General features: G+C 54.8%; 28 protein-coding genes, 4 tRNA genes and 1 rRNA gene. All 33 read right to left on the reverse strand.

Going from position 1 to position 25570, the window contains the following annotated elements:
- Positions 1 to 3 precede the first annotated feature (3 nt).
- The 33 genes from rplX to rrf all read right to left on the reverse strand — a co-directional run bounded on the left by rplX (position 4) and on the right by rrf (position 25418).
- Positions 4 to 318, reverse strand: a complete 315-nt coding sequence (rplX, locus tag OPU96_RS15290; protein ID WP_003176416.1) for a 50S ribosomal protein L24 — start codon at positions 316 to 318, stop codon at positions 4 to 6.
- Between the two features lie 11 nt (positions 319 to 329).
- Entirely contained in the window at positions 330 to 698 is a 369-nt protein-coding gene (gene rplN, locus OPU96_RS15295) for a 50S ribosomal protein L14 (protein WP_002555479.1), read from the reverse strand.
- A 23-nt stretch (positions 699 to 721) separates the two neighbouring features.
- Positions 722 to 988 (reverse strand): 30S ribosomal protein S17, encoded by a 267-nt coding sequence (gene rpsQ / locus OPU96_RS15300; RefSeq protein ID WP_003176419.1) that lies wholly within the window; start codon positions 986 to 988, stop codon positions 722 to 724.
- A 2-nt stretch (positions 989 to 990) separates the two neighbouring features.
- Positions 991 to 1182: a 50S ribosomal protein L29 gene (gene rpmC / locus OPU96_RS15305; RefSeq protein WP_002555481.1), complete on the reverse strand. Its 192-nt coding sequence runs from the start codon at positions 1180 to 1182 to the stop codon at positions 991 to 993.
- Positions 1182 to 1595: a 50S ribosomal protein L16 gene (gene rplP / locus OPU96_RS15310; protein ID WP_003176421.1), complete on the reverse strand. Its 414-nt coding sequence runs from the start codon at positions 1593 to 1595 to the stop codon at positions 1182 to 1184. The genes rpmC and rplP overlap by 1 nt, the downstream gene beginning before the upstream one ends.
- Positions 1596 to 1607: 12 nt before the next feature.
- Positions 1608 to 2294 (reverse strand): 30S ribosomal protein S3, encoded by a 687-nt coding sequence (gene rpsC / locus OPU96_RS15315; protein WP_003176422.1) that lies wholly within the window; start codon positions 2292 to 2294, stop codon positions 1608 to 1610.
- Between the two features lie 13 nt (positions 2295 to 2307).
- A complete protein-coding gene (rplV, locus tag OPU96_RS15320; protein WP_003103908.1) occupies positions 2308 to 2640 on the reverse strand; it encodes a 50S ribosomal protein L22 in 333 nt (110 codons plus the stop codon).
- Between the two features lie 11 nt (positions 2641 to 2651).
- Positions 2652 to 2927, reverse strand: a complete 276-nt coding sequence (gene rpsS, locus OPU96_RS15325) for a 30S ribosomal protein S19 (protein ID WP_002555486.1) — start codon at positions 2925 to 2927, stop codon at positions 2652 to 2654.
- 16 nt (positions 2928 to 2943) lie between these two features.
- Entirely contained in the window at positions 2944 to 3768 is an 825-nt protein-coding gene (gene rplB / locus OPU96_RS15330) for a 50S ribosomal protein L2 (protein WP_008053874.1), read from the reverse strand.
- A 14-nt stretch (positions 3769 to 3782) separates the two neighbouring features.
- Positions 3783 to 4082: a 50S ribosomal protein L23 gene (gene rplW, locus OPU96_RS15335; protein ID WP_002555488.1), complete on the reverse strand. Its 300-nt coding sequence runs from the start codon at positions 4080 to 4082 to the stop codon at positions 3783 to 3785.
- A complete protein-coding gene (gene rplD, locus OPU96_RS15340; protein WP_003176424.1) occupies positions 4079 to 4681 on the reverse strand; it encodes a 50S ribosomal protein L4 in 603 nt (200 codons plus the stop codon). The genes rplW and rplD overlap by 4 nt, the downstream gene beginning before the upstream one ends.
- 12 nt (positions 4682 to 4693) lie before the next feature.
- Positions 4694 to 5329 carry a 50S ribosomal protein L3 gene (gene rplC, locus OPU96_RS15345; protein WP_003194649.1) on the reverse strand — a complete coding sequence of 212 codons (636 nt, stop codon included), beginning with the start codon at positions 5327 to 5329 and terminating at the stop codon, positions 4694 to 4696.
- 81 nt (positions 5330 to 5410) lie between these two features.
- Positions 5411 to 5722: a 30S ribosomal protein S10 gene (gene rpsJ / locus OPU96_RS15350; RefSeq protein ID WP_003186070.1), complete on the reverse strand. Its 312-nt coding sequence runs from the start codon at positions 5720 to 5722 to the stop codon at positions 5411 to 5413.
- 158 nt (positions 5723 to 5880) lie between these two features.
- A complete protein-coding gene (gene tuf / locus OPU96_RS15355; RefSeq protein WP_017736669.1) occupies positions 5881 to 7074 on the reverse strand; it encodes an elongation factor Tu in 1194 nt (397 codons plus the stop codon).
- A 30-nt stretch (positions 7075 to 7104) separates the two neighbouring features.
- Positions 7105 to 9210 carry an elongation factor G gene (gene fusA / locus OPU96_RS15360; protein WP_192299101.1) on the reverse strand — a complete coding sequence of 702 codons (2106 nt, stop codon included), beginning with the start codon at positions 9208 to 9210 and terminating at the stop codon, positions 7105 to 7107.
- 30 nt (positions 9211 to 9240) lie between these two features.
- Positions 9241 to 9711, reverse strand: coding sequence for a 30S ribosomal protein S7 (gene rpsG / locus OPU96_RS15365; protein ID WP_002555493.1), 471 nt, complete (start codon positions 9709 to 9711; stop codon positions 9241 to 9243).
- A 118-nt stretch (positions 9712 to 9829) separates the two neighbouring features.
- Positions 9830 to 10201 carry a 30S ribosomal protein S12 gene (rpsL, locus tag OPU96_RS15370; protein ID WP_002555494.1) on the reverse strand — a complete coding sequence of 124 codons (372 nt, stop codon included), beginning with the start codon at positions 10199 to 10201 and terminating at the stop codon, positions 9830 to 9832.
- Between the two features lie 216 nt (positions 10202 to 10417).
- Complete coding sequence (gene rpoC, locus OPU96_RS15375; protein WP_192299102.1) at positions 10418 to 14617, reverse strand: DNA-directed RNA polymerase subunit beta'; 4200 nt, start codon at positions 14615 to 14617, stop codon at positions 10418 to 10420.
- 64 nt (positions 14618 to 14681) lie between these two features.
- Entirely contained in the window at positions 14682 to 18755 is a 4074-nt protein-coding gene (rpoB, locus tag OPU96_RS15380) for a DNA-directed RNA polymerase subunit beta (RefSeq protein ID WP_192299103.1), read from the reverse strand.
- A 219-nt stretch (positions 18756 to 18974) separates the two neighbouring features.
- Positions 18975 to 19340 carry a 50S ribosomal protein L7/L12 gene (gene rplL / locus OPU96_RS15385; RefSeq protein ID WP_017736673.1) on the reverse strand — a complete coding sequence of 122 codons (366 nt, stop codon included), beginning with the start codon at positions 19338 to 19340 and terminating at the stop codon, positions 18975 to 18977.
- Positions 19341 to 19418: 78 nt separating this feature from the next.
- Positions 19419 to 19919, reverse strand: a complete 501-nt coding sequence (gene rplJ, locus OPU96_RS15390) for a 50S ribosomal protein L10 (protein ID WP_016969477.1) — start codon at positions 19917 to 19919, stop codon at positions 19419 to 19421.
- A 199-nt stretch (positions 19920 to 20118) separates the two neighbouring features.
- Positions 20119 to 20814: a 50S ribosomal protein L1 gene (gene rplA, locus OPU96_RS15395; protein ID WP_003232403.1), complete on the reverse strand. Its 696-nt coding sequence runs from the start codon at positions 20812 to 20814 to the stop codon at positions 20119 to 20121.
- Positions 20814 to 21245: a 50S ribosomal protein L11 gene (rplK, locus tag OPU96_RS15400; RefSeq protein WP_003210097.1), complete on the reverse strand. Its 432-nt coding sequence runs from the start codon at positions 21243 to 21245 to the stop codon at positions 20814 to 20816. Before rplK ends, rplA begins: the two co-directional genes overlap by 1 nt.
- A 117-nt stretch (positions 21246 to 21362) precedes the next feature.
- Entirely contained in the window at positions 21363 to 21896 is a 534-nt protein-coding gene (gene nusG / locus OPU96_RS15405; protein WP_003176436.1) for a transcription termination/antitermination protein NusG, read from the reverse strand.
- Positions 21897 to 21905: 9 nt separating this feature from the next.
- The gene (gene secE / locus OPU96_RS15410) at positions 21906 to 22274 is read right to left on the reverse strand and encodes a preprotein translocase subunit SecE (RefSeq protein WP_025857211.1); all 369 of its coding nucleotides are present in this window, start codon (positions 22272 to 22274) and stop codon (positions 21906 to 21908) included.
- Positions 22275 to 22319: 45 nt separating this feature from the next.
- Positions 22320 to 22395 (reverse strand) — tRNA-Trp (locus tag OPU96_RS15415).
- 161 nt (positions 22396 to 22556) lie between these two features.
- Positions 22557 to 22632 (reverse strand) — tRNA-Thr (locus tag OPU96_RS15420).
- Between the two features lie 26 nt (positions 22633 to 22658).
- Positions 22659 to 22732: transfer RNA gene (locus tag OPU96_RS15425), tRNA-Gly, on the reverse strand.
- A gap of 24 nt (positions 22733 to 22756) precedes the next feature.
- Positions 22757 to 22841, reverse strand: a tRNA-Tyr gene (locus OPU96_RS15430).
- Positions 22842 to 22983: 142 nt separating this feature from the next.
- Positions 22984 to 23430 (reverse strand): hypothetical protein, encoded by a 447-nt coding sequence (locus tag OPU96_RS15435; protein WP_226455853.1) that lies wholly within the window; start codon positions 23428 to 23430, stop codon positions 22984 to 22986.
- A 7-nt stretch (positions 23431 to 23437) separates the two neighbouring features.
- Positions 23438 to 24187 carry a pantothenate kinase gene (locus OPU96_RS15440; RefSeq protein ID WP_498559301.1) on the reverse strand — a complete coding sequence of 250 codons (750 nt, stop codon included), beginning with the start codon at positions 24185 to 24187 and terminating at the stop codon, positions 23438 to 23440.
- On the reverse strand, positions 24177 to 25136 hold the full coding sequence (gene birA, locus OPU96_RS15445) for a bifunctional biotin--[acetyl-CoA-carboxylase] ligase/biotin operon repressor BirA (RefSeq protein WP_305391614.1): 960 nt from the start codon (positions 25134 to 25136) through the stop codon (positions 24177 to 24179). The genes OPU96_RS15440 and birA overlap by 11 nt, the downstream gene beginning before the upstream one ends.
- Before the next feature lie 166 nt (positions 25137 to 25302).
- A 5S ribosomal RNA gene (gene rrf / locus OPU96_RS15450) occupies positions 25303 to 25418 on the reverse strand.
- Positions 25419 to 25570: the final 152 nt, after the last annotated feature.

Here is a 25570-nt window from a genome sequence, read left to right on the forward strand (position 1 = left end):
TGTTCAAGCATCAACCGCTTTTTGGGTCGACTTGAAGACACGAATTTTCTTACCGTCTTCTACTTTGAAACCAACGCGGTCAGCCTTGTTGGTTTCGCCGTTGAAGATGGCGACGTTAGAAGCATCCAGCGGAGCTTCTTTCTCGACGATACCGCCCTGCACGCCCGACATCGGGTTAGGCTTGGTATGACGCTTAACCAGGTTCAGACCACCGATAACCAGACGGTTATTAGCGAGAACCTTAAGCACCTTACCGCGCTTACCTTTGTCTTTGCCGGCGATCACGATGATCTCGTCGTCACGACGAATCTTTTGCATGTCGGATCTCCTTACAGCACTTCTGGGGCGAGCGAGACGATCTTCATGAACTTCTCAGTACGAAGTTCACGGGTCACTGGCCCAAAGATACGGGTGCCGATCGGCTCTTGCTTGTTGTTCAGAAGAACAGCAGCGTTGCCATCAAAGCGGATAATGGAGCCATCAGCACGACGTACGCCGTGACGAGTGCGGACTACAACAGCAGTCATCACTTGGCCTTTTTTCACTTTACCGCGAGGAATTGCTTCCTTCACGGTAACTTTGATGATGTCACCGATACCAGCGTAACGACGATGGGAGCCACCCAGCACCTTGATGCACATAACACGGCGAGCGCCGCTGTTATCGGCCACATCGAGCATGGATTGAGTCTGAATCATATAATTTCTCCGACCCCTAGTCCTTAGACTTCCACAGCGCGTTCGAGAACATCAACCAGTGCCCAAGACTTGGTCTTGGCCAGCGGACGAGTTTCACGAATAGTGACTTTGTCGCCGATGTGGCACTGATTGGTTTCGTCGTGCGCGTGCAGCTTAGTCGAACGCTTAACATATTTACCGTAGATCGGGTGCTTAACGCGACGCTCGATCAAAACGGTGATGGTTTTGTCCATCTTGTCGCTGACAACACGGCCAGTCAGCGTACGGACAGTCTTTTCGGCTTCAGCCATGATCACTTACCTGCCTGCTGGTTGAGCACAGTCTTCACGCGAGCGATGTCACGCTTAACTTGCGAGAGCAGATGAGACTGCCCCAACTGGCCAGTTGCTTTCTGCATACGCAGATTGAACTGGTCGCGCAGCAAGCCGAGCAGTTGCTCGTTCAGCTGCTGTGCGGATTTTTCACGAAGTTCATTCGCTTTCATCACATCACCGTCCGTTTAACAAAGGAGGTGGCGAGCGGCAGCTTTGCAGCAGCCAGGGCGAAAGCCTCACGCGCCAGCTCTTCAGAAACACCCTCGATCTCATACAGGACCTTGCCTGGCTGAATCTGGGCTACCCAGTATTCCACGTTACCCTTACCTTTACCCATCCGCACTTCGAGAGGCTTCTTGGAGATCGGCTTGTCCGGGAATACACGGATCCAGATCTTGCCGCCACGTTTTACGTGACGGGTCAGAGCACGACGCGCTGACTCGATCTGACGAGCGGTGAGACGACCACGAGCTACAGACTTCAGCGCGAACTCGCCGAAGCTGACTTTGCTACCGCGCTGAGCCAGACCACGGTTGTGGCCTGTCATCTGCTTGCGGAACTTCGTACGCTTAGGTTGCAACATTTGGCGTACCCCTTACTTAGCAGCTTTTTTACGAGGCGCTGGTGCTTGTGGTTTCAGTTCTTCTTGGCGACCACCAATTACTTCGCCTTTGAAGATCCAAACCTTTACACCGATCACACCGTAAGTGGTGTGAGCTTCGTAGTTGGCATAGTCGATGTCGGCACGCAGGGTGTGCAGTGGCACACGACCTTCGCGATACCATTCAGTACGTGCGATTTCAGCACCGCCGAGACGACCGCTCACTTGGATTTTGATGCCTTTGGCACCAATGCGCATGGCGTTCTGTACTGCGCGCTTCATAGCGCGACGGAACATTACGCGACGCTCCAGCTGCTGAGCTACGCTCTGCGCAACCAGCATACCGTCGAGCTCCGGCTTGCGGATCTCTTCGATATTGATGTGCACAGGCACACCCATTTGCTTGGTCAGGTCCTGACGCAGTTTCTCAACATCTTCACCTTTCTTCCCGATAACGATACCTGGACGAGCGGTGTGGATGGTGATACGTGCAGTTTGGGCCGGACGATGGATATCGATACGGCTTACGGACGCGCTTTTTAGTTTGTCTTGGAGATACTCACGCACCTTCAGATCAGCGAACAAGTAGTCCGCATAAGTCCGACCGTCTGCGTACCAGACGGAGGTGTGCTCCTTGACGATTCCCAGGCGAATGCCAATGGGATGTACTTTCTGACCCATCTCTTCGACTCCGTTACTTGTCAGCAACCTTGACAGTGATATGGCAAGACCGCTTGACGATGCGATCAGCACGGCCTTTGGCACGTGGCATGATGCGCTTCAGCGAACGCCCTTCGTTGACGAAAACGGTGCTAACCTTCAGGTCATCAACGTCTGCGCCTTCGTTATGCTCGGCGTTGGCTACGGCCGACTCCAGCACTTTCTTCATGATCTCGGCGGCTTTCTTACTGCTGAAAGCCAACAGGTTGAGCGCTTCGCCCACCTTCTTCCCGCGGATCTGGTCGGCGACCAAGCGGGCTTTCTGGGCGGAGATTCGAGCGCCCGACAACTTAGCGGCTACTTCCATTTCCTAACCCCTTAACGCTTGGCTTTCTTGTCTGCCACGTGCCCACGATAAGTGCGGGTACCGGCAAACTCGCCCAGTTTGTGGCCGACCATGTCTTCGTTAACGAGAACTGGGACGTGTTGACGACCGTTGTGTACTGCGATGGTCAGACCGACCATTTGTGGCAGGATCATCGAACGACGCGACCAGGTCTTAACTGGTTTGCGATCGTTCTTTTCCGCCGCCACTTCGATCTTCTTCAGTAGGTGAAGATCAATAAAAGGACCTTTTTTCAGAGAACGTGGCACTGTCGTATCCCTCTATTTACTTGCGACGACGGACGATCATTTTGTCGGTACGCTTATTACCACGAGTCTTCGCGCCCTTAGTCGGGAAGCCCCATGGCGATACCGGATGACGACCACCAGAGGTACGACCTTCACCACCACCGTGTGGGTGGTCAACCGGGTTCATGGCAACACCACGAACGGTTGGGCGAACGCCACGCCAGCGTTTGGCACCAGCTTTACCCAGCGAACGCAGGCTGTGCTCGGAGTTCGAGACTTCGCCCAGGGTCGCACGGCATTCAGCCAGCACTTTACGCATCTCACCAGAACGCAGACGCAGGGTCACGTAGACACCTTCACGAGCGATCAGCTGAGCCGAAGCACCAGCGGAACGAGCGATCTGTGCGCCTTTACCTGGCTTCAATTCGATGCCGTGTACGGTGCTACCAACTGGAATGTTACGCAGTTGCAGAGCGTTGCCCGGCTTGATCGGTGCCAGGGCACCTGCGATCAGCTGGTCGCCAGCGCTCACGCCTTTAGGGGCGATGATGTAGCGACGCTCGCCATCTGCGTACAGCAGCAGAGCGATGTGAGCAGTACGGTTTGGATCGTATTCGATACGCTCGACAGTGGCAGAGATGCCATCTTTGTCGTTGCGACGGAAGTCGACCAGACGATAATGCTGCTTATGGCCACCACCGATGTGACGAGTGGTAATACGACCATTGTTGTTACGACCACCAGACTTCGATTTTTTCTCGAGCAGCGGTGCGTGAGGAGCGCCTTTATGCAGCTCCTGGTTGACCACCTTGACCACAAAACGGCGGCCAGGGGAAGTCGGTTTGCATTTAACGATTGCCATGATGCACCCCTTCCTTACTCAGCACTGCTGCTGAAATCGAGATCTTGGCCTGGCTGAAGGGAGATAACTGCCTTCTTCCAGTCATTACGCTTGCCCAGACCGCGAGCAGTGCGCTTGCTCTTACCCAGAACATTCAGGGTAGTAACACGCTCTACTTTCACGCTGAACAGGCTTTCGACGGCCTTCTTGATTTCCAGCTTGGTTGCGTCAGTTGCAACCTTGAAAACGAACTGGCCTTTCTTGTCAGCCAGAACCGTAGCCTTTTCGGAAACGTGCGGGCCAAGCAGAACTTTAAATACGCGTTCCTGGTTCATCCCAGCAGCTCCTCGAATTTCTTCACGGCCGACACGGTGATCAACACCTTGTCGTATGCGATCAGACTAACTGGATCGGAACCTTGCACGTCACGTACATCAACGTGTGGCAGGTTGCGAGCAGCCAGGTACAGGTTCTGATCAACAGCTTCAGACACGATCAAAACGTCGGTCAGGCTCATGTTGTTCAGTTTGCCCAGCAGATCTTTGGTTTTTGGACTTTCAACAGCGAAGTCCTGAACCACGACCAGACGATCAGTACGCACGAGTTCAGCAAGGATGGAGCGCAGTGCTGCGCGATACATCTTCTTGTTGAGCTTCTGAGAGTGATCCTGTGGACGAGCTGCGAAAGTGGTACCGCCGCCACGCCAGATTGGGCTACGGATAGTACCGGCACGAGCACGGCCAGTGCCTTTCTGACGCCAAGGGCGCTTACCGCCACCACGTACGTCGGAACGGGTCTTTTGCTGCTTGCTACCTTGACGGCCGCCGGCCATGTAGGCCACGACTGCTTGGTGAACCAGCGTCTCGTTGAATTCGCCGCCAAATGTCAGTTCGGAAACTTCGATCGCTTGAGCGTCATTTACATTTAATTGCATGTCAGCTTCCCCTTAACCGCGAGCCTTGGCCGCTGGACGTACAACCAGGTTGCCGCCAGTAGCGCCAGGAACAGCACCCTTGACCAACAACAGATTGCGTTCAGCGTCGACGCGCACTACTTCGAGGGACTGCACGGTCACGCGCTCAGCGCCCATATGACCGGACATTTTTTTGCCCTTGAATACACGACCAGGAGTCTGGCACTGGCCAATAGAGCCCGGGACGCGGTGGGAAACGGAGTTACCGTGAGTGTTGTCTTGGCCACGGAAATTCCAACGCTTGATCGTACCCTGGAAGCCTTTACCCTTGGACTGACCGGTTACATCAACCAGTTGACCAGCGGCGAAGATTTCAGCGTTGATCAGATCGCCAGCCTGGTAGTCGCCATCTTCAAGACGGAACTCCATAACAGTACGACCAGCTGCAACGTTTGCTTTTGCGAAGTGACCTGCTTGAGCAGCAGTCACGCGCGAAGCACGACGCTCGCCGACAGTGACTTGCACTGCACGATAGCCATCGGTTTCTTCAGTTTTGAACTGGGTGACGCGATTCGGTTCGATCTCAATGACCGTGACCGGAATGGAGACACCTTCTTCGGTGAAAATACGGGTCATACCGCATTTACGACCGACTACACCAATAGTCATGTTGTAAACCTCATGAGTGTACGGGGCTTTCACCCGCTATGGCCGCCCATTTCAGAGCGTTACACGACTAAGACCCAAGTCTTAGCCGAGGCTGATCTGTACTTCCACACCGGCCGCCAGATCAAGCTTCATAAGTGCATCAACGGTTTTATCCGTTGGCTGGACGATGTCCAGTACGCGCTTATGAGTACGGATCTCGTACTGGTCACGCGCGTCTTTGTTGACGTGCGGGGAGACCAGAACGGTGAACCGCTCTTTACGGGTAGGCAGTGGAATTGGACCACGCACTTGTGCACCAGTACGTTTCGCGGTTTCCACGATTTCCTGGGTGGATTGGTCGATCAGGCGATGGTCAAAAGCCTTCAACCTGATACGGATTTGCTGATTTTGCATTGGATTTCAGACTCCGGCTGCTATTCCCAGCGAGCGCAATACGCCCGTTAAAAGGAGGCGCAATTCTATAGACGCCCCAGATAGGTGTCAACCCAATAAAAAAAGCCCCCGCTGAGCGGGGGCCTTTTTCAAAGCATCAAGCTAACTCAAAAAAGAGCTTACTCGATGATTTTAGCTACAACACCAGCACCAACGGTACGGCCACCTTCACGAATAGCGAAGCGCAGACCATCTTCCATTGCGATGGTTTTGATCAGGGTAACTTCCATTTGGATGTTATCACCTGGCATTACCATTTCAACGCCTTCTGGCAGCTGGCAGTTACCAGTCACGTCAGTAGTACGGAAGTAGAACTGAGGACGGTAGCCTTTGAAGAACGGAGTGTGACGACCGCCTTCTTCCTTGCTCAGAACGTAGACTTCTGCGGTGAACTTGGTGTGCGGCTTAACGGTGCCTGGCTTAACCAGAACCTGGCCACGCTCAACGTCGTCACGCTTGGTACCACGCAGCAGAACGCCGCAGTTCTCGCCAGCACGACCTTCGTCGAGCAGCTTGCGGAACATTTCAACACCGGTGCAGGTGGTGACGGTAGTGTCACGCAGACCAACGATTTCCAGCGGATCTTGAACGCGAACGATACCGCGCTCGATACGACCAGTCACAACAGTACCGCGACCGGAGATCGAGAACACGTCTTCGATTGGCATCAGGAACGGCTTGTCGGTCAGACGAACTGGTTCTGGGATGTAGGTATCCAGAGTTTCAACCAGTTTACGAACGGCAGTGGTGCCCATTTCGTTGTCGTCTTTACCTTCCAGAGCCATACGAGCAGAACCGATGATGATCGGAGTGTCGTCGCCTGGGAAGTCGTAAGTGCTCAGCAGATCGCGCACTTCCATCTCAACCAGTTCCAGCAGCTCAGCGTCGTCTACCAGGTCAGCCTTGTTCAGGAAAACCACGATGTACGGAACGCCTACCTGACGGGACAGCAGGATGTGCTCACGGGTTTGTGGCATCGGACCATCAGCGGCCGAGCAAACCAGGATCGCGCCGTCCATCTGGGCAGCACCGGTGATCATGTTCTTCACATAGTCAGCGTGACCTGGGCAGTCAACGTGAGCGTAGTGACGAATTTTCGAGTTGTACTCGACGTGCGCGGTGTTGATGGTGATACCACGAGCTTTTTCTTCTGGAGCGCTGTCGATTTTATCGAAATCAACGATTGCAGAACCGAATACTTCGGAGCAAACGCGAGTCAGAGCTGCGGTCAGAGTGGTTTTACCGTGGTCAACGTGGCCGATGGTGCCAACGTTTACGTGCGGTAGGGAACGATCAAATTTTTCTTTAGCCACGACAATTAACTCCTTGCCTAAAGGACTGAATCAGCCTTGTTTTTTGGATACAGTTTCAGCGATGTGCGCCGGAGCTGTGTTGTATTTTTTGAATTCCATAGAGTAGCTTGCGCGACCCTGGGACATGGAGCGAACGTCGGTCGCATAACCGAACATCTCACCCAACGGAACCTCGGCGCGAATCACTTTGCCGGAAACCGTGTCTTCCATACCCAAGATCATGCCGCGACGACGGTTAAGGTCGCCCATGACATCACCCATATAGTCTTCAGGTGTAACAACTTCTACCGCCATGATCGGCTCAAGCAACTCACCACCGCCCTTCTGGGCCAGTTGCTTGGTAGCCATGGAGGCAGCCACCTTAAACGCCATCTCGTTGGAGTCGACGTCGTGGTAAGAACCGTCAAAAACGGTTGCTTTCAGGCCGATCAGCGGATAGCCGGCAACAACGCCGTTCTTCATCTGCTCTTCGATGCCTTTCTGGATAGCCGGGATGTATTCCTTAGGAACAACACCACCAACTACTTCGTTCACGAATTGCAGACCTTCCTGACCTTCGTCAGCAGGAGCAAAACGGATCCAGCAGTGACCGAACTGACCACGACCGCCGGACTGACGAACGAACTTGCCTTCGATTTCGCAATTCTTCGTGATGCGCTCACGATAGGAAACCTGAGGCTTACCGATGTTGGCTTCGACGTTGAACTCACGGCGCATCCGGTCAACCAGGATGTCCAGGTGCAGCTCGCCCATGCCGGAGATGATCGTTTGACCAGTCTCTTCATCAGTTTTAACGCGGAAAGATGGATCTTCCTGAGCAAGCTTGCCCAGAGCGATACCCATTTTTTCCTGGTCATCCTTGGTCTTAGGCTCTACGGCAACCGAAATAACCGGCTCCGGGAAGTCCATACGAACCAGGATGATTGGCTTGGCAGCGTCGCACAAGGTCTCACCAGTGGTGACGTCCTTCATGCCGATCAGGGCCGCGATGTCACCAGCGCGAACTTCCTTGATCTCTTCACGGGCGTTTGCGTGCATTTGCACCATACGACCCACGCGCTCTTTCTTGCCTTTAACCGAGTTGATCACGCCGTCGCCGGATGCCAACACGCCCGAGTAAACACGGACGAAGGTCAAAGTACCCACGAATGGGTCGGTAGCGATCTTGAACGCCAGAGCCGAGAACGGCTCGCTGTCATCAGCATGACGCTCCATCTCTTCTTCCTCGTTATCAGGGTTGGAACCCTTGATAGCAGGAATGTCGGTTGGAGCAGGCAGGAAGTCGATAACAGCGTCGAGAACCAGGGGAACACCCTTGTTCTTGAAGGAAGAACCGCAAACAGCCAGGACGATTTCGCCAGCGATAGTACGCTGACGCAGAGCGGCCTTGATTTCCACGTTGGTGAGTTCTTCACCTTCGAGGTACTTGTTCATCAGCTCTTCGCTGGCTTCGGCAGCAGCCTCGACCATGTTGTTGCGCCATTCGTCAGCCAGTTCCTGCAGCTCTGCAGGGATAGGCTTACGAACAGGAACCATACCTTTGTCGGAATCATTCCAGTAAACAGCTTCCATGTTGATCAGATCGATCTGACCCTGGAAGTTGTCTTCGGAACCGATAGCCAATTGGATTGGCACCGGAGTGTGACCCAGACGCTGCTTGATCTGACCGATCACGCGCAGGAAGTTGGCACCAGCACGGTCCATCTTGTTTACGTAAACAAGACGTGGAACGCCGTACTTGTTGGCTTGACGCCATACGGTTTCCGACTGAGGCTCAACACCCGAGGTACCGCAGAACACAACGACAGCGCCGTCGAGTACGCGCAGGGAACGCTCAACTTCAATAGTGAAGTCTACGTGGCCCGGGGTATCGATTACGTTGAAGCGATGCTCGTCTTTGTACTGCTTCTCGGAACCTTTCCAGAAGGCGGTAATAGCAGCAGAAGTAATGGTAATACCACGCTCCTGCTCCTGAACCATCCAGTCTGTGGTCGCGGCGCCGTCATGCACCTCGCCCATTTTGTGACTTTTGCCGGTGTAAAACAGTACGCGCTCGGTGGTGGTGGTTTTACCAGCATCCACGTGAGCAACGATACCGATGTTACGGTAGCGGCTAATCGGAGTAGTACGAGCCATAAAGCCCTCGCAAAATTAGTGAAGCTAAGATTAGAAGCGGTAGTGCGAGAAAGCTTTGTTGGCTTCAGCCATACGGTGCACGTCTTCACGCTTCTTAACAGCAGCACCTTTACCTTCGGCAGCGTCCAACAGTTCGCCGGCCAAACGCAGAGCCATAGACTTCTCGCCACGCTTACGGGCGAAGTCTACCAACCAGCGCATTGCCAGAGCGTTACGACGGGACGGACGAACTTCAACCGGAACCTGGTAAGTAGCACCGCCTACACGGCGCGACTTCACTTCGACCAGCGGAGCGATGGCGTCGAGAGCTTTCTCGAAGATTTCCAGGGGGTCGCTGTTCTTGCGTTCTTTAACCTTTTCCAGCGCGCCATAAACGATACGCTCGGCAACGGCTTTCTTGCCGCTTTCCATCACGTGGTTCATGAACTTGGCCAGGATTTGGCTTCCGTATTTTGGATCGTCAAGCACTTCGCGCTTGGCTGCTACGCGTCTTCTTGGCATGGATAAGCCCTCAAACGGTCTTCAGGTTCGCTCGGAATCGGTGCCCTTTCGGGACGCCTCCGACCTTACTCTTATCGACTCAGAAAATAAGATGATTCAGTTTTACAAAAAGCCGCTACTACTTAGGCTTCTTGGTACCGTACTTCGAACGACCCTGGTTACGACCTTTAACGCCGGAAGTATCCAAGGAGCCGCGTACGGTGTGATAACGAACACCTGGCAAGTCTTTTACACGACCGCCGCGGATCAGTACCACGCTGTGCTCTTGCAGGTTGTGACCTTCACCACCGATGTACGAGGAAACCTCGAAACCGTTGGTCAGGCGCACACGGCATACTTTACGCAGTGCCGAGTTAGGTTTTTTCGGCGTGGTGGTATACACACGGGTGCATACGCCACGACGTTGCGGGCAGTTCTGCAGCGCAGGCACGTCGGATTTCTCGACGATACGCTTACGCGGCTGACGTACCAGCTGGTTGATAGTTGCCATCTACTAGCTCCACTGTTGTCTTGCGACGCTATTGTCTTGCAAGAAAAGCAAAATGGCAGGAACGAATTCCCGCCAAATTTAGGGGTACAAGAGTCTAAAGAGGATCTTGCCCCCAGTCAAGGCAAGGCCCCGACCTTCCCACTCATCGAACCGGGGCAAAATTGCCTCGTTCCGACGAATGGGACTGCCAGGGCCCAGACTTATTTATCGCAGAACTCAGTTACCGCTTGAGTTCAGCGCTTCGGTCAGTGCAGCTTCCACTTCACTGGCGCTTACGCGCAACGGCTTGTCAGCATCACGGCGGCGCTTACGCTCGCTGTGGTAAGCCAAACCGGTACCAGCCGGGATCAAACGACCCACGACCACGTTTTCTTTCAGGCCGCGCAGGTAATCGCGCTTGCCGGTTACCGCTGCTTCGGTCAGTACGCGAGTGGTCTCCTGGAAGGAGGCCGCCGAGATGAACGACTCAGTGGACAACGACGCCTTGGTGATACCCAGCAACACACGAGTGAACTTGGAAACAAATTTCTCCTCGTTCGCCAGACGTTCGTTCTCTACCAGTACGTGAGTCAGTTCCATCTGGTCGCCCTTGATGAAACTGGAATCGCCGGATTCAGCGATTTCAACTTTACGCAGCATCTGACGCAGGATGGTCTCGATGTGCTTATCGTTGATCTTCACGCCTTGCAGACGGTAAACGTCCTGGATCTCGTTAACGATGTACTTGGCCAGCGCACTCACACCCAGCAGACGCAGGATGTCGTGTGGATCGCTCGGGCCGTCGGAGATAACTTCGCCGCGGTTTACCTGTTCGCCTTCGAACACGTTCAGGTGACGCCACTTTGGAATCAGCTCTTCATACGGATCGCTACCGTCGTTCGGGGTAATAACCAGACGGCGCTTGCCTTTGGTTTCTTTACCGAACGCGATGGTGCCGCTGACTTCAGCCAGAATCGACGCTTCTTTCGGACGACGAGCTTCGAACAAGTCGGCAACACGCGGCAGACCACCGGTGATGTCACGGGTCTTCGAAGTTTCTTGCGGGATACGCGCGATAACATCACCGATCGCGATCTTCGCACCATCCGCTACACCGACCAGGGCGTTGGCTGGCAGGAAGTACTGAGCGATTACGTCAGTGCCTGGCAACAACAGATCCTTGCCGTTGTCATCGACCATCTTCACGGCAGGACGGATGTCTTTACCGGCAGCTGGACGATCTTTCGCGTCGAGTACTTCAATGTTGGTCATACCGGTCAATTCGTCAGTCTGACGCTTGATCGTGATGCCTTCTTCCATGCCCACGTAGGTCACGGTACCTTTCATTTCGGTAACGATTGGGTGAGTGTGCGGATCCCACTTGGCCACGATTGCGCCAGCGTCGACCTTGTCACCTTCTTTAACCGAAATCACAGCACCGTACGGCAGCTTGTAGCGCTCACGCTCACGACCGTAGTCATCAGCGATTGCCAGCTCACCGGAACGGGACACAGCAACCAGGTGGCCATCCACTCGCTCAACGTGCTTCAAGTTGTGCAGACGGACGGTACCGCCATTTTTCACCTGAACGCTGTCAGCTGCGGAGGTCCGGCTCGCCGCACCACCGATGTGGAACGTACGCATGGTCAGCTGGGTACCCGGCTCACCGATGGACTGGGCAGCAATAACGCCGACCGCTTCACCAATGTTCACCTGGTGACCACGAGCCAAGTCACGGCCGTAGCACTTGGCGCAAATGCCGTAGCGAGTTTCGCAGCTGATCGGCGAGCGAACAATCACTTCGTCGATGCTGTTGAGTTCGATGAACTCGACCCACTTCTCGTCTACCAAGGTGCCGGCAGGAACGATGATTTCTTCAGTGCCAGGCTTGAATACGTCACGGGCGATCACTCGACCCAGAACGCGTTCACCCAACGGCTCTACAACGTCACCGCCTTCAATGTGCGGAGTCATCAGCAGGCCGTGCTCGGTGCCGCAGTCGATCTCGGTTACTACCAGATCTTGTGCAACGTCTACCAGACGACGAGTCAGGTAACCGGAGTTGGCGGTTTTCAACGCGGTATCCGCAAGACCCTTACGAGCACCGTGAGTGGAGATGAAGTACTGAAGTACGCTCAAACCTTCACGGAAGTTCGCAGTGATCGGCGTTTCGATGATGGAACCGTCCGGCTTGGCCATCAGGCCACGCATGCCGGCGAGCTGACGGATCTGCGCAGCAGAACCCCGTGCGCCCGAGTCGGCCATCATGTACATCGAGTTGAAGGACTCTTGATCGACTTCCACGCCGTGACGGTCGATAACCTTCTCTTTCGAGAGGTTGGCCATCATTGCCTTGGAAACTTCGTCGTTCGCCTTCGACCAAAGGTCGATCACTTTGTTGTACTTCTCGCCCTGGGTTACCAGGCCGGAGGCGTACTGGCTCTCGATCTCTTTCACTTCATCGGTAGCAGCACCGATGATCTGGGCTTTTTCATCCGGGATAACGAAGTCGTTAACACCGATGGAGACGCCGGAAATGGTCGAATAAGCAAAGCCGGTGTACATCAACTGGTCAGCGAAGATCACGGTCTCTTTCAAACCAACCACGCGGTAGCACTGGTTGATCAGCTTGGAGATCGCCTTTTTCTTCATCGGCAGGTTGACGACGTCGTAGGACAGACCTTTTGGCACAACTTGATACAGCAACGCACGGCCGACAGTGGTGTCGACGATACGGGTGCCGCTCACGCTGCCACCATCACGGTCGTTGACGGTTTCGTTGATCCGCACTTTGACCTTGGCGTGCAGTGCGGCTTCGCCGGCACGGAACACACGGTCAACTTCTTGCAGGTCAGCGAACACACGACCTTCGCCCTTGGCGTTGATCGCTTCACGGGTCATGTAGTACAGACCCAATACAACGTCCTGCGACGGAACGATGATTGGCTCACCGTTGGCTGGCGACAGAATGTTGTTGGTCGACATCATCAACGCACGCGCTTCCAACTGGGCTTCCAGTGTCAGCGGTACGTGCACGGCCATTTGGTCGCCGTCGAAGTCGGCGTTGTACGCAGCACAGACCAGAGGGTGCAGCTGGATAGCCTTACCTTCGATCAGTACCGGTTCAAACGCCTGGATACCCAGACGGTGAAGGGTCGGTGCACGGTTGAGGAGAACCGGGTGTTCGCGGATCACTTCGGCGAGAACGTCCCAAACCTCTGGCAGTTCGCGCTCGACCATTTTCTTGGCCGCTTTGATGGTGGTCGCGAGACCGCGCATTTCCAGCTTGCCGAAGATGAATGGCTTGAACAGCTCAAGTGCCATCTTCTTAGGCAGACCGCACTGGTGCAGACGCAGGGTCGGGCCTACGGTAATTACCGATCGACCGGAGTAGTCAACACGCTTACCGAGCAAGTTCTGACGGAAACGACCTTGCTTACCCTTGATCATGTCAGCCAGGGATTTCAGAGGACGCTTGTTGGAACCGGTGATAGCGCGGCCACGACGACCGTTGTCGAGCAAGGCATCGACAGCTTCTTGCAACATACGCTTTTCGTTGCGCACGATGATGTCCGGAGCGGACAGATCGAGCAGGCGCTTCAAGCGGTTGTTACGGTTGATCACGCGGCGGTACAGGTCGTTGAGGTCGGACGTCGCGAAACGACCACCGTCCAACGGTACCAGCGGACGCAGGTCTGGCGGCAGAACCGGCAGAACGGTCAGCACCATCCACTCTGGCAAGTTGCCGGAACCCTGGAAGGCTTCCATCAACTTCAGACGCTTGGACAGCTTCTTGATCTTGGTTTCGGAGTTGGTTTGCGGAATTTCTTCGCGCAGACGGCCAATCTCGTGCTCCAGGTCGATAGCGTGCAGCAGCTCGCGGACAGCTTCGGCACCCATGCGGGCATCGAAATCGTCGCCGAACTCTTCCAGCGCTTCGAAGTACTGCTCGTCGTTCAGCAGCTGACCTTTTTCAAGGGTGGTCATGCCTGGGTCGATAACGACATAGCTCTCGAAGTAGAGAACGCGTTCGATATCACGCAGGGTCATGTCCATCAGCAAGCCGATACGGGACGGCAGCGATTTCAGGAACCAGATGTGGGCAACCGGCGAAGCCAGTTCGATGTGCGCCATGCGCTCACGACGAACCTTGGCCAGTGCAACTTCAACGCCGCACTTCTCGCAGATCACACCGCGATGCTTCAAGCGCTTGTACTTACCGCACAGGCACTCGTAATCCTTTACCGGGCCAAAGATCTTGGCGCAGAACAGGCCGTCACGCTCAGGTTTGAACGTACGGTAGTTGATGGTTTCCGGCTTTTTAACTTCACCGAACGACCACGAACGGATCATCTCAGGCGATGCCAATCCAATACGGATGGCGTCGAACTCTTCGACTTGACCCTGGTTTTTCAGCAAATTCAGTAGGTCTTTCAAGGCCTTTCCTCCTGGCGGAGCAGAGAGCGGGCTAAACAGCCCCGCTCTCGATTCGCGTCACGTGTTATTCGGTTTCCAGATCGATATCGATGCCGAGGGAACGAATTTCTTTGATCAACACGTTGAAGGACTCGGGCATGCCCGGCTCCATACGGTGATCGCCGTCCACGATGTTTTTGTACATCTTGGTCCGGCCGTTCACATCGTCCGACTTCACTGTGAGCATTTCTTGCAGAGTGTATGCAGCACCGTATGCTTCCAGTGCCCAGACCTCCATCTCCCCGAAACGCTGACCACCGAACTGAGCCTTACCACCCAGCGGCTGCTGGGTAACCAGGCTGTACGAACCGGTAGAACGAGCGTGCATCTTGTCGTCTACCAAGTGGTTCAGCTTCAGCATGTACATGTAGCCAACAGTAACCGGGCGCTCGAACTTGTTGCCGGTACGGCCGTCGAACAGCTGCATCTGGCCGCTTTCTGGCAGGTCTGCCAGTTTCAGCATGGCCTTGATTTCGCTTTCCTTGGCACCGTCGAATACCGGGGTAGCCATTGGAACACCGCCGCGCAGGTTCTTCGCCAGATCCAGGATTTCCTGGTCGGTGAAGGAGTCCAGCTCTTCGTTGCGACCGCCGATCTCGTTGTAGATCTCGTGCAGGAACTTGCGCAGGTCAGCAACCTTGCGCTGCTCTTCGATCATACGGTTGATCTTCTCGCCCAGGCCTTTGGCCGCGAGGCCCAGGTGGGTTTCAAGGATCTGACCAACGTTCATACGCGAAGGTACGCCCAGCGGGTTGAGGACAACGTCGACCGGGGTGCCATTGGCATCGTGCGGCATGTCTTCAACCGGCATGATCACGGAGACCACACCTTTGTTACCGTGACGACCGGCCATCTTGTCGCCCGGCTGGATGCGGCGACGGATTGCCAGGTAAACCTTGACGATTTTCAGCACGCCTGGAGCCAGGTCATCGCCCTGCTGCAGTTTGCGCTTCTTGTCTTCGAACTTGTCGTCCAGCAGACGGCGGCGATCAACGATATAAGCCTGAGCCTTCTCGAGCTGCTCGTTCAGAGCATCTTCAGCCATGCGCAGTTTGAACCACTGGCCGTGCTCAAGACCGTCGAGGATTTCGTCGGTGATGTCCTGACCTTTCTTCAGGCCTGCGCCGCCTTCAGCCTTACGGCCTACCAAAGCGGAGCGCAGACGTTCGAAGGTCGCACCTTCAACGATACGGAACTCTTCGTTCAGGTCCTTGCGGATCTCGTCGAGCTGGGTCTTCTCGATGGACAGTGCACGAGCATCACGCTCAACGCCGTCACGGGTGAAGACCTGTACGTCGATGACAGTACCCTTGGTACCGGTAGGTACACGCAGGGAAGTGTCTTTCACGTCGCTGGCTTTTTCACCGAAGATTGCACGCAGCAGTTTCTCTTCCGGAGTCAGCTGGGTCTCGCCTTTCGGAGTGACCTTACCTACCAGAATGTCGCCTGCGCCAACTTCAGCACCTACGTAAACGATACCGGCTTCGTCCAGCTTGTTCAGTGCAGCCTCACCCACGTTCGGGATGTCTGCAGTGATTTCCTCTGGCCCAAGCTTGGTGTCACGTGCCACACAGGTCAGTTCCTGGATGTGGATCGTGGTGAAACGGTCTTCTTGAACCACACGCTCGGACAGGCAGATGGAGTCTTCGAAGTTGAAGCCGTTCCATGCCATGAACGCGATGCGCATGTTCTGACCCAGAGCCAGCTCACCCATATCGGTGGACGGACCGTCGGCCATGATGTCGCTACGCTGAACGCGATCACCCTTGCTCACCAGCGGACGCTGGTTGATGCAGGTGTTCTGGTTCGAGCGGGTGTATTTGGTCAGGTTGTAGATGTCGACACCGGCTTCACCAGTTTCAACTTCGTCATCGGCAACACGAACCACGATACGGCTGGCGTCAACGGAGTCGATCACGCCGCCACGACGAGCCACGACGCAAACGCCGGAGTCACGGGCTACGTTACGCTCCATGCCGGTACCTACCAGCGGCTTGTCGGCACGCAGGGTCGGTACAGCTTGACGCTGCATGTTGGAACCCATCAACGCACGGTTGGCGTCATCGTGCTCCAGGAACGGGATCAGCGACGCTGCAACCGAAACTACCTGCTTCGGCGATACGTCCATCAAGGTGACGTCTTCCGGCGCCTTGACGGTGAACTCGTTCAAGTGACGAACAGCTACCAGCTCGTCGATCAGGACTTTCTTGTCGTTCATCGTGGCCGAAGCCTGAGCGATCACGTGATCAGCTTCTTCGATGGCGGACAGGAACACGATCTCGTCGGTGACCAGAGCGTCTTTCACCACACGGTACGGGCTCTCGAGGAAGCCGTACTGGTTGGTGCGCGCATAGGCAGCCAGGGAGTTGATCAGACCGATGTTCGGACCTTCCGGCGTTTCGATCGGGCAAACACGACCGTAGTGCGTCGGGTGTACGTCTCGAACTTCAAAGCCAGCACGCTCACGGGTCAGACCGCCCGGGCCCAGTGCGGAAACGCGGCGCTTGTGGGTGATCTCGGAGAGCGGGTTGTTCTGGTCCATGAACTGCGAGAGCTGGCTGGAACCGAAGAACTCTTTCACCGCCGCAGCCACTGGCTTGGCGTTGATCAGGTCTTGCGGCATCAGGCCTTCGCTTTCAGCCATCGACAGACGCTCTTTGACCGCACGCTCAACACGTACCAGGCCAACGCGGAACTGGTTCTCGGCCATTTCGCCTACGCAGCGAACACGACGGTTACCCAGGTGGTCGATGTCATCGACGATGCCTTTACCGTTACGGATGTCGACCAGGGTCTTCAGTACCGCGACGATGTCTTCCTTGCACAGCACGCCCGAACCTTCGATCTCGGTACGACCGATACGACGGTTGAACTTCATCCGGCCGACCGCAGACAGGTCGTAGCGCTCAGGGCTGAAGAACAAGTTGTTGAACAGGGTCTCGGCAGCGTCTTTGGTTGGCGGCTCGCCAGGACGCATCATGCGATAGATCTCGACCAGCGCTTCCAATTGGTTGCTGGTGGAGTCGATCTTCAGAGTGTCAGAGACGAACGGACCGCAGTCGATATCGTTGGTGTACAGAGTCTCGATGCGAACAACCTGGGCCTTGGCGATTTTTGCCAGGATCTCGGTGTTCAGCTCGGTGTTGCACTCAGCCAGGATTTCGCCTGTAGCCGGGTGAACGATGACCTTGGCGGTAGTACGACCCAGGACATAATCCAGAGGTACTTCCAGCTCCTTGATACCGGCTTTTTCGATCTGGTTGATGTGGCGCGCAGTAATACGACGGCCAGCCTCAACAATGACCTTGCCCTTTTCATCCTGGATATCCAGGACGGCAATTTCACCACGCAGACGCGAAGCGATCAGCTCAAGCTTGAGAGTTTCGCCACTCAGGCTGAATACGTTGGTGGTGTAGAAAGCGTCCAGCACCTGCTCAGTGGTATAGCCGAGCGCGCGCAGCAGTACCGAGGCCGGCAGCTTACGACGACGGTCGATACGCACGAACACGCAGTCTTTCGGGTCGAACTCGAAGTCCAACCACGAACCGCGGTACGGAATGATCCGCGCGGAGTACAGGAGTTTACCGGAGCTGTGCGTCTTGCCGCGGTCGTGGTCGAAGAACACGCCCGGGGAACGGTGCAGCTGGGAAACGATTACACGCTCGGTACCGTTGATTACGAAGGTACCGTTTTCAGTCATCAGTGGGATTTCGCCCATGTAGACTTCTTGCTCTTTGATGTCCTTGATCGCTTTGTTCGACGATTCTTTGTCGAAAATGATCAGACGGACTTTTACCCGCAAAGGTACGGCGTACGTAACACCGCGCAACACGCATTCTTTGACATCAAATGCCGGTTCGCCCAGGCGATAACCCACGTACTCCAGCGCAGCATTGCCGGAGTAGCTGATGATCGGGAAAACGGATTTGAAGGCCGCATGCAGGCCCACGTCGCGGAACTGATCTTTGGTCGCTCCCGCCTGCAAGAATTCACGATACGAATCCAGCTGGATAGCCAGAAGGTACGGGACATCCATGACGTCCGGCAACTTGCTAAAGTCCTTGCGGATACGTTTTTTCTCAGTATATGAGTAAGCCATCAGCGTTCCCCAGCTTGGTCACCTGCTTGTTTGGCCCCTCCGACGGGAGCAGCCAGAAAATCTCGCAAACCCCATGGTTTGCACCACCGCATCGGGTGGCTACAGCGCGTTAATGGCGGCGACCGAGTCGACAGCCAAGAACGGAAAAAGGCCGGTGGCAAGAGCCACCAGCCATCAGCCTTCAGCTTAACGCTTGGGCTGGAGACGCAAGGTCGATGCTTACTTCAGCTCGACTTTAGCGCCTGCTTCTTCCAGAGTAGCTTTGGCTTTGTCAGCAGCGTCTTTGGACACAGCTTCCAGAACCACGGCAGGAGCGCCGTCAACTACAGCCTTGGCTTCTTTCAGGCCCAGACCGGTCAGTTCACGTACTGCCTTGATCACGTTTACTTTCTTCTCGCCAGCTTCGGTCAGCATGACGTTGAATTCGGTTTGCTCTTCAACAACGGCAGCAGCAGCAGCTGGGCCAGCGGAAGCAGCGGCAGCGGAAACGCCGAATTTTTCTTCGAAAGCTTTGATCAGCTCAACAACCTGCAGAACCGACATTTCAGCTACGGCGTTGAGGATATCGTCTTGGGAGATAGACATTGCTGTATTTCCTGAATTGGGGGACGGCCTACACGGCCATCGAAATAAACAAAAATACGCGAGAGAAGTTGCTCAGCCTTAGGCTGCGGCAGCTTCTTTTTGCTCGCGAACTGCGGCCAGAGTACGAGCCAGCTTGCTGGTAGCGCCTTGAATCACGCTCATCAGCTGCGAAATGGCTTCGTCGCGGGTCGGCAGTGTTGCCAGTACGTCGATTTGGTTAGCTGCGAGGAACTTGCCCTCGAACGCAGCTGCCTTGATCTCGAACTTATCCTGACTCTTGGCGAATTCTTTGAACAAACGGGCAGCAGCGCCTGGATGTTCTTTGGAGAACGCGATCAGAGTCGGGCCGGTGAACACGTCGTTGAGGACACTGTATTCAGTGTCAGCAACAGCGCGCTTGAGCAGAGTGTTACGTACAACACGTACGTATACGCCAGCTTCACGAGCCTCTTTACGGAGTCCGGTCATAGCGCCTACTGTCACACCACGGGCATCAGCCACGACAGCGGACAGAGCAGCTTTGGCAGCCTCGTTGACTTCAGCGACGATGGCCTTCTTGTCTTCGAGATTAATTGCCACGGGTTTAACTCCTGCTTGTTACCGTTTCATCTGGCCGAAGCCGGATGTCGTTTTGGTGTCTGATTCGGTAAGGAACCGGGAGCACCATCTGCGTAGGCTGGAGGTTTAAGACTTGCGTCGCCTACGGTCTTGGATAGCCCCCGCCAGGCAGGGACCCCAATTTTTTCAATTGACGCGATCTCGCGCGCCAATCTGTGTCTTATACGTCCAGCGAGCCTTGGTCGATGACCAGACCTGGGCCCATAGTGGTGCTCAGGGTAACGCGCTTGACGTAGATACCTTTCGAGGAAGCAGGCTTGATACGCTTCAGGTCAGCGATCAGGGCTTCAACGTTTTCCTTCAGCTTGACGGCATCGAAACCGACTTTGCCAACGGAGGTGTGAATGATGCCGTTTTTGTCGGTGCGATAACGAACCTGACCAGCCTTGGCGTTTTTAACCGCGGTAGCTACGTCTGGAGTTACGGTGCCGACTTTAGGGTTAGGCATCAGGCCACGTGGACCGAGGATCTGACCCAACTGACCTACAACGCGCATTGCATCCGGGGAGGCAATAACTACGTCATAGTTCAGGTCGCCGCCTTTCATTTCGGCAGCCAGGTCGTCCATACCAACGCGATCAGCGCCGGCGGCCAGAGCAGCTTCAGCTGCCGGGCCTTGGGTGAAGACAGCTACACGTACAGTCTTGCCAGTACCGTGAGGCAGCACAGTAGCGCTACGTACGACCTGGTCGGATTTACGTGGGTCAACACCCAGGTTTACAGCAACGTCAACGGACTCGCTGAACTTGACAGTCGACAGCTCGGTCAGCAGGGCAGCAGCGTCTACAAAGTTGTAGGCCTTGCCTGCTTCGATTTTGCCGGCGATAGCCTTTTGGCGCTTGGTCAGCTTAGCCATTACACACCCTCCACGTTAAGGCCCATGCTACGAGCAGAACCGGCGATGGTACGCACGGCTGCATCCATATCAGCTGCAGTCAGATCCGCGTTTTTGGTTTTCGCGATTTCTTCCAGCTGAGCACGAGTTACAGTGCCGACTTTAACGGTGTTAGGACGAGCGGAACCGCTAGTCAGACCGGCAGCCTTCTTCAGCAAAACCGAAGCCGGGGTCGACTTGGTTTCGAAAGTGAAGCTACGGTCGCTATAAACAGTGATGATCACTGGAGTCGGCAGACCTGGTTCAATACCCTGAGTACGGGCGTTGAAGGCCTTGCAGAATTCCATGATGTTCACGCCGTGCTGACCCAGAGCTGGACCGACGGGTGGACTTGGGTTGGCCTGAGCGGCCTTCACTTGCAGCTTGATGTAAGCGGTAATCTTCTTGGCCATGAGGCACTCCAATTACGGGTTCAGACGCCTCGAAAGGCTCCCCGGTTACTTGCGCGTTTATCCCAGTGACGACAAAACCCCACAGCCTAAGGCTGTGGGGTTGGGATGCTTATTCAGCTAGACCTTCTCGACCTGGCTGAACTCCAACTCTACCGGAGTAGAGCGACCGAAAATGAGCACAGCCACTTGGATCCGGCTCTTTTCGTAGTTAACTTCTTCGACGGTGCCGTTGAAATCAGCAAACGGACCATCAGTAACACGAACAACCTCACCCGGCTCGAACAACGTCTTCGGCTTAGGCTTGTCGCTGCCATCAGCAACACGACGCAGAATTGCTTCCGCCTCTTTGTCAGTGATAGGAGCAGGCTTATCAGCGGTTCCGCCAATGAAACCCATGACACGAGGGGTATCCTTGACCAAGTGCCAAGTACCTTCATTCATGTCCATCTGAACCAGCACATAGCCAGGGAAGAACTTGCGTTCGCTTTTACGCTTCTGACCATTCCGCATTTCAACCACTTCTTCAGTGGGAACCAGAATTTCGCCGAAGCCATCTTCCATGCCTGCCAGCTTTACGCGCTCCAGCAAAGAGCGCATAACATGCTTCTCGTAACCCGAGTAAGCATGCACAACGTACCAACGCTTAGCCACGGGACACCCTTAGCCAACAATCAAGGAAACAAGCCAGCCGAGCAGGGAATCAAGACCCCACAACAGCAACGCCATAACCAGGACAACAGCCACAACAATCAACGTGGTCTGCGTGGTTTCTTGGCGAGTCGGCCAAACGACTTTACGAATTTCGGTGCGAGCTTCCTTTACCAGGACCGCAAACGACTTGCCCTTGGCAGTCTGCAGGCCTACAAAGGCAGCCACAGCAGCAAGGACCAGCAAAGCGAGTACACGGTACAGGATCGGCGAAGCAGAATAATACTGATTGCCAACAACGCCTACGACCACCAAGGCGACTACAGCGAGCCACTTGACCAGATCGAAACGAGAGCTTTGAGCTTCAGCCTTAGGAGTCATCTATGAAGATCCTGTGAAAAGAAAGCCAGATACACCACGCGAATCTGGCAGGTCAGGAGGGAATCGAACCCCCAACCTACGGTTTTGGAGACCGTCGCTCTGCCAATTGAGCTACTGACCTAAAACAAAATCAGGCCGACCATTATGCAGACCTGAAAAAGACTTTACAACAACCAACCCCAACAGACTTGAAACCACCTGACAAAAGCGCCAGAAAAAACAGTATCAAGCCGAGGCAGCTGTTAAAACAAAGGCAGATATTTTCATATCTGCCTTGTCATATGGAGCTCTTGAGCGGATTTGAACCGCTGACCTCACCCTTACCAAGGGTGTGCTCTACCAACTGAGCTACAAGAGCGAAACATCTTGCACAACCTGCAAACTTGGAGCGGGTAGCGGGAATCGAACCCGCATCATCAGCTTGGAAGGCTGAGGTTCTACCACTAAACTATACCCGCGGAGCTTGCAGCTCACGCTAAAAATGGTGGAGGGGGAAGGATTCGAACCTTCGAAGTCGTAGACGTCAGATTTACAGTCTGATCCCTTTGGCCGCTCGGGAACCCCTCCTAAGCGAGCCGGCATTCTACATCACGCCGGCCTTCTGTCAAGCATTTTCTCATTTAAATTATGAGGTTAGCTGCATTGACGATTGCTTTGCAGCTAAGGCCTTAAAGGTCTTCACTGCGAAGCGGGCGCCATTCTATGCAAACTATTCGAGAGTTGCAACGCCTTCGCACAACATTATTTTATGTTTTAACTCATTGAATTCATTAGCAAGGTTTTCAAAGGGCAGATCATCAGCCAATCGCCGACTTTCAGGCGCCACGCGAAGCCAATAACCAGAAGCGTCAGGAGTGCTCAGCAGTTGCACCTTGGCCTTTATATCCAGGCTAATCAGACGCTGCTCAAGCGCCTGCGCCTGGCGCTGATCCGTAAATCCACCTATGTACAAACACGTATTTTGCGCATCGGCGGTTTTTGCTCGATCTCTACGACCGACCGCATCAGAAGACTCACTCAGCAGACGAATATCCTGCTGAGTTCCCCGATAAAGACTCAAAGGCGTGACATCCTTGGCCCGTAGCGGCGCCTCTTGTTGATGCCAGACGTAATAAAACGCGTTGAGGACAAGTAAAAGTAGAAACAACCAACGCATAAACACCTCAGGATAAAGGGCACGCCATCGCAAGACCCACGAATACCAGGTCAGGAACGAATCGAGCGTGCGGCACGGCCCCCGAAACCAGGTCCGCATCCCCGCCGGTCAGGAATACGGTGAAGTTATCACCCCAATAGCTACGAGCCAGCTCCAGCTGAGTCAGTACAAACCCCCTGAGCATCAGTGTACAACCACGCTCGACTGCCTCCACCGTGGTACGCCCTGGAGAGAGGCGCTCCAGAGCTCTCTCGGCAGCAGCATCGTCGTAACGGATCTTGCGGGTATGAGTACGCAATTGGTTACGCATGAGAGGCATACCAGGACAAATGAAGCCGCCCAGGTGCTCACCATCTGCGCCAATAAAATCCGCAGTCGCCGCTGTGCCGAAATCGAGGACCAGGCAAGCGCCTGAAGCCAGCTTGAATCCGCCCAACATCGCCAACCAACGATCAAGCCCCAGACGTTCAAAGTCTTCGTAGCCGTTGCGCACCCCGGCCATTTCACGCGCAGAGGAGGCACAAGACACAATGACGCCAAAAGCCGACTCCAAGGCCGCGACCAGCTTGTTGGTCTCCTCCTGCGCCCTGACGCTCACCAAGCGGCAACGCGTCAGCAACAAGCCTGGGAGCAACTCCAAGCAATCAATCAAAGCACTGTCCGAACCAACGATACCTTCCGCCGAAACATCCGCCCGATCCGTGTCAAGTACACGCCATTTGATAAAGCTATTCCCACAGTCGAGCTCAAGAATCATCACGCAACCTCAGGCTTAACTCACCACCGCTGTATATTTTCTCAACACCATCAACATTCAAACGCAACGCCCCTTGATGGTCGACGCCCAGCACCACACCATCAACCTGATTAACTCCAGCAATGAGAGAGACTTGCCGCCCCTGCCACGCATGCCCCTGCTCCCACTCCCCCTGAAGAGCCGCAAAACCTTCAGCTTTGTGCCGCGCCAGGTAGCCTTGCAACTGCAGCCCCAGCCGCGCGACCAACACGTTCCGATCAACTGGTACGCCCGTTTCAAGCTGCATCGAGGTCCACTGTTGGTCGACAGCATCGGCTTTGTGCATATTCACATTGATGCCTATTCCGACAACAACATGGCAAATATCAGCAGGATCTCCTACCAACTCCAGCAAAATCCCGGCAATTTTTTTCTGCCCCACAAGGACATCATTTGGCCACTTCAGCGCAGCCTCCTGCACACCTGACTCACGCAAAGTCTGCATAACCGCCAAGCCAACAACGAGACTCAAGCCTTCCAGCTGCCGCAGGCCATCTTCGATACGCAGCACGAGGCTGTAATAAACATTCTGTGCAAATGGACTGACCCATTTTCGGCCGCGCCTCCCCCTTCCCGCTGTTTGCTGCTCCGCAAGCACCAGGATGGGCGCCGCACGTCCCGCATCAACAAGACGTAGAGCCTCTGCATTTGTGGAATCAATAGAGTTGTAAATTTGAATAGGCCACGCCAGAGAAGGCGCGCTCAGTGCAATTTTTTCAGCGCTCAGGAACACCAGTGGGGAGGCCAACTGATAGCCCTTTCCACGAACCCTATGAATGGGCAGATTTAATTCCGCCTCAAGGTGCTGGAGCTGCTTCCAGACAGCACTGCGACTGACACCCAGGGCCACGCCAAGTGCTTCTCCGGAGTGGAATCGGCCATCTTTCAGAAGTTCTAACAACGTCAGCATGCAAGTATCGCCTCACAATGAGGCCCGCATGATAGCCATGCGCAGGGTCATTGCATAGAAAGCCGAGAATTTAACGCCTGAAAAGCGAGACGTGGCCACGTCAACTTTTCGACCGCCCAAAACAAAACCCCTGTTTGCGTTAGCAAACAGGGGTTTTGGAATTTAATCTTGACGATGACCTACTCTCACATGGGGAAACCCCACACTACCATCGGCGATGCATCGTTTCACTGCTGAGTTCGGGATGGGATCAGGTGGTTCCAATGCTCTATGGTCGTCAAGAAATTCGGGTACTGAGTCGTGGCTTATGCCTCGCTTCAGCAAATTGGGTATGTGATAGCTTTCGGTGTTTGTGAGCGTCGAACTTTCGGTTCATTTCGTCTTCACACACCGCAATCTGGCCTTTCGACGCAAATTGCTTGGGTGTTATATGG

The sequence above is a fragment of the Pseudomonas sp. RP-B7 genome (assembly GCF_059803535.1).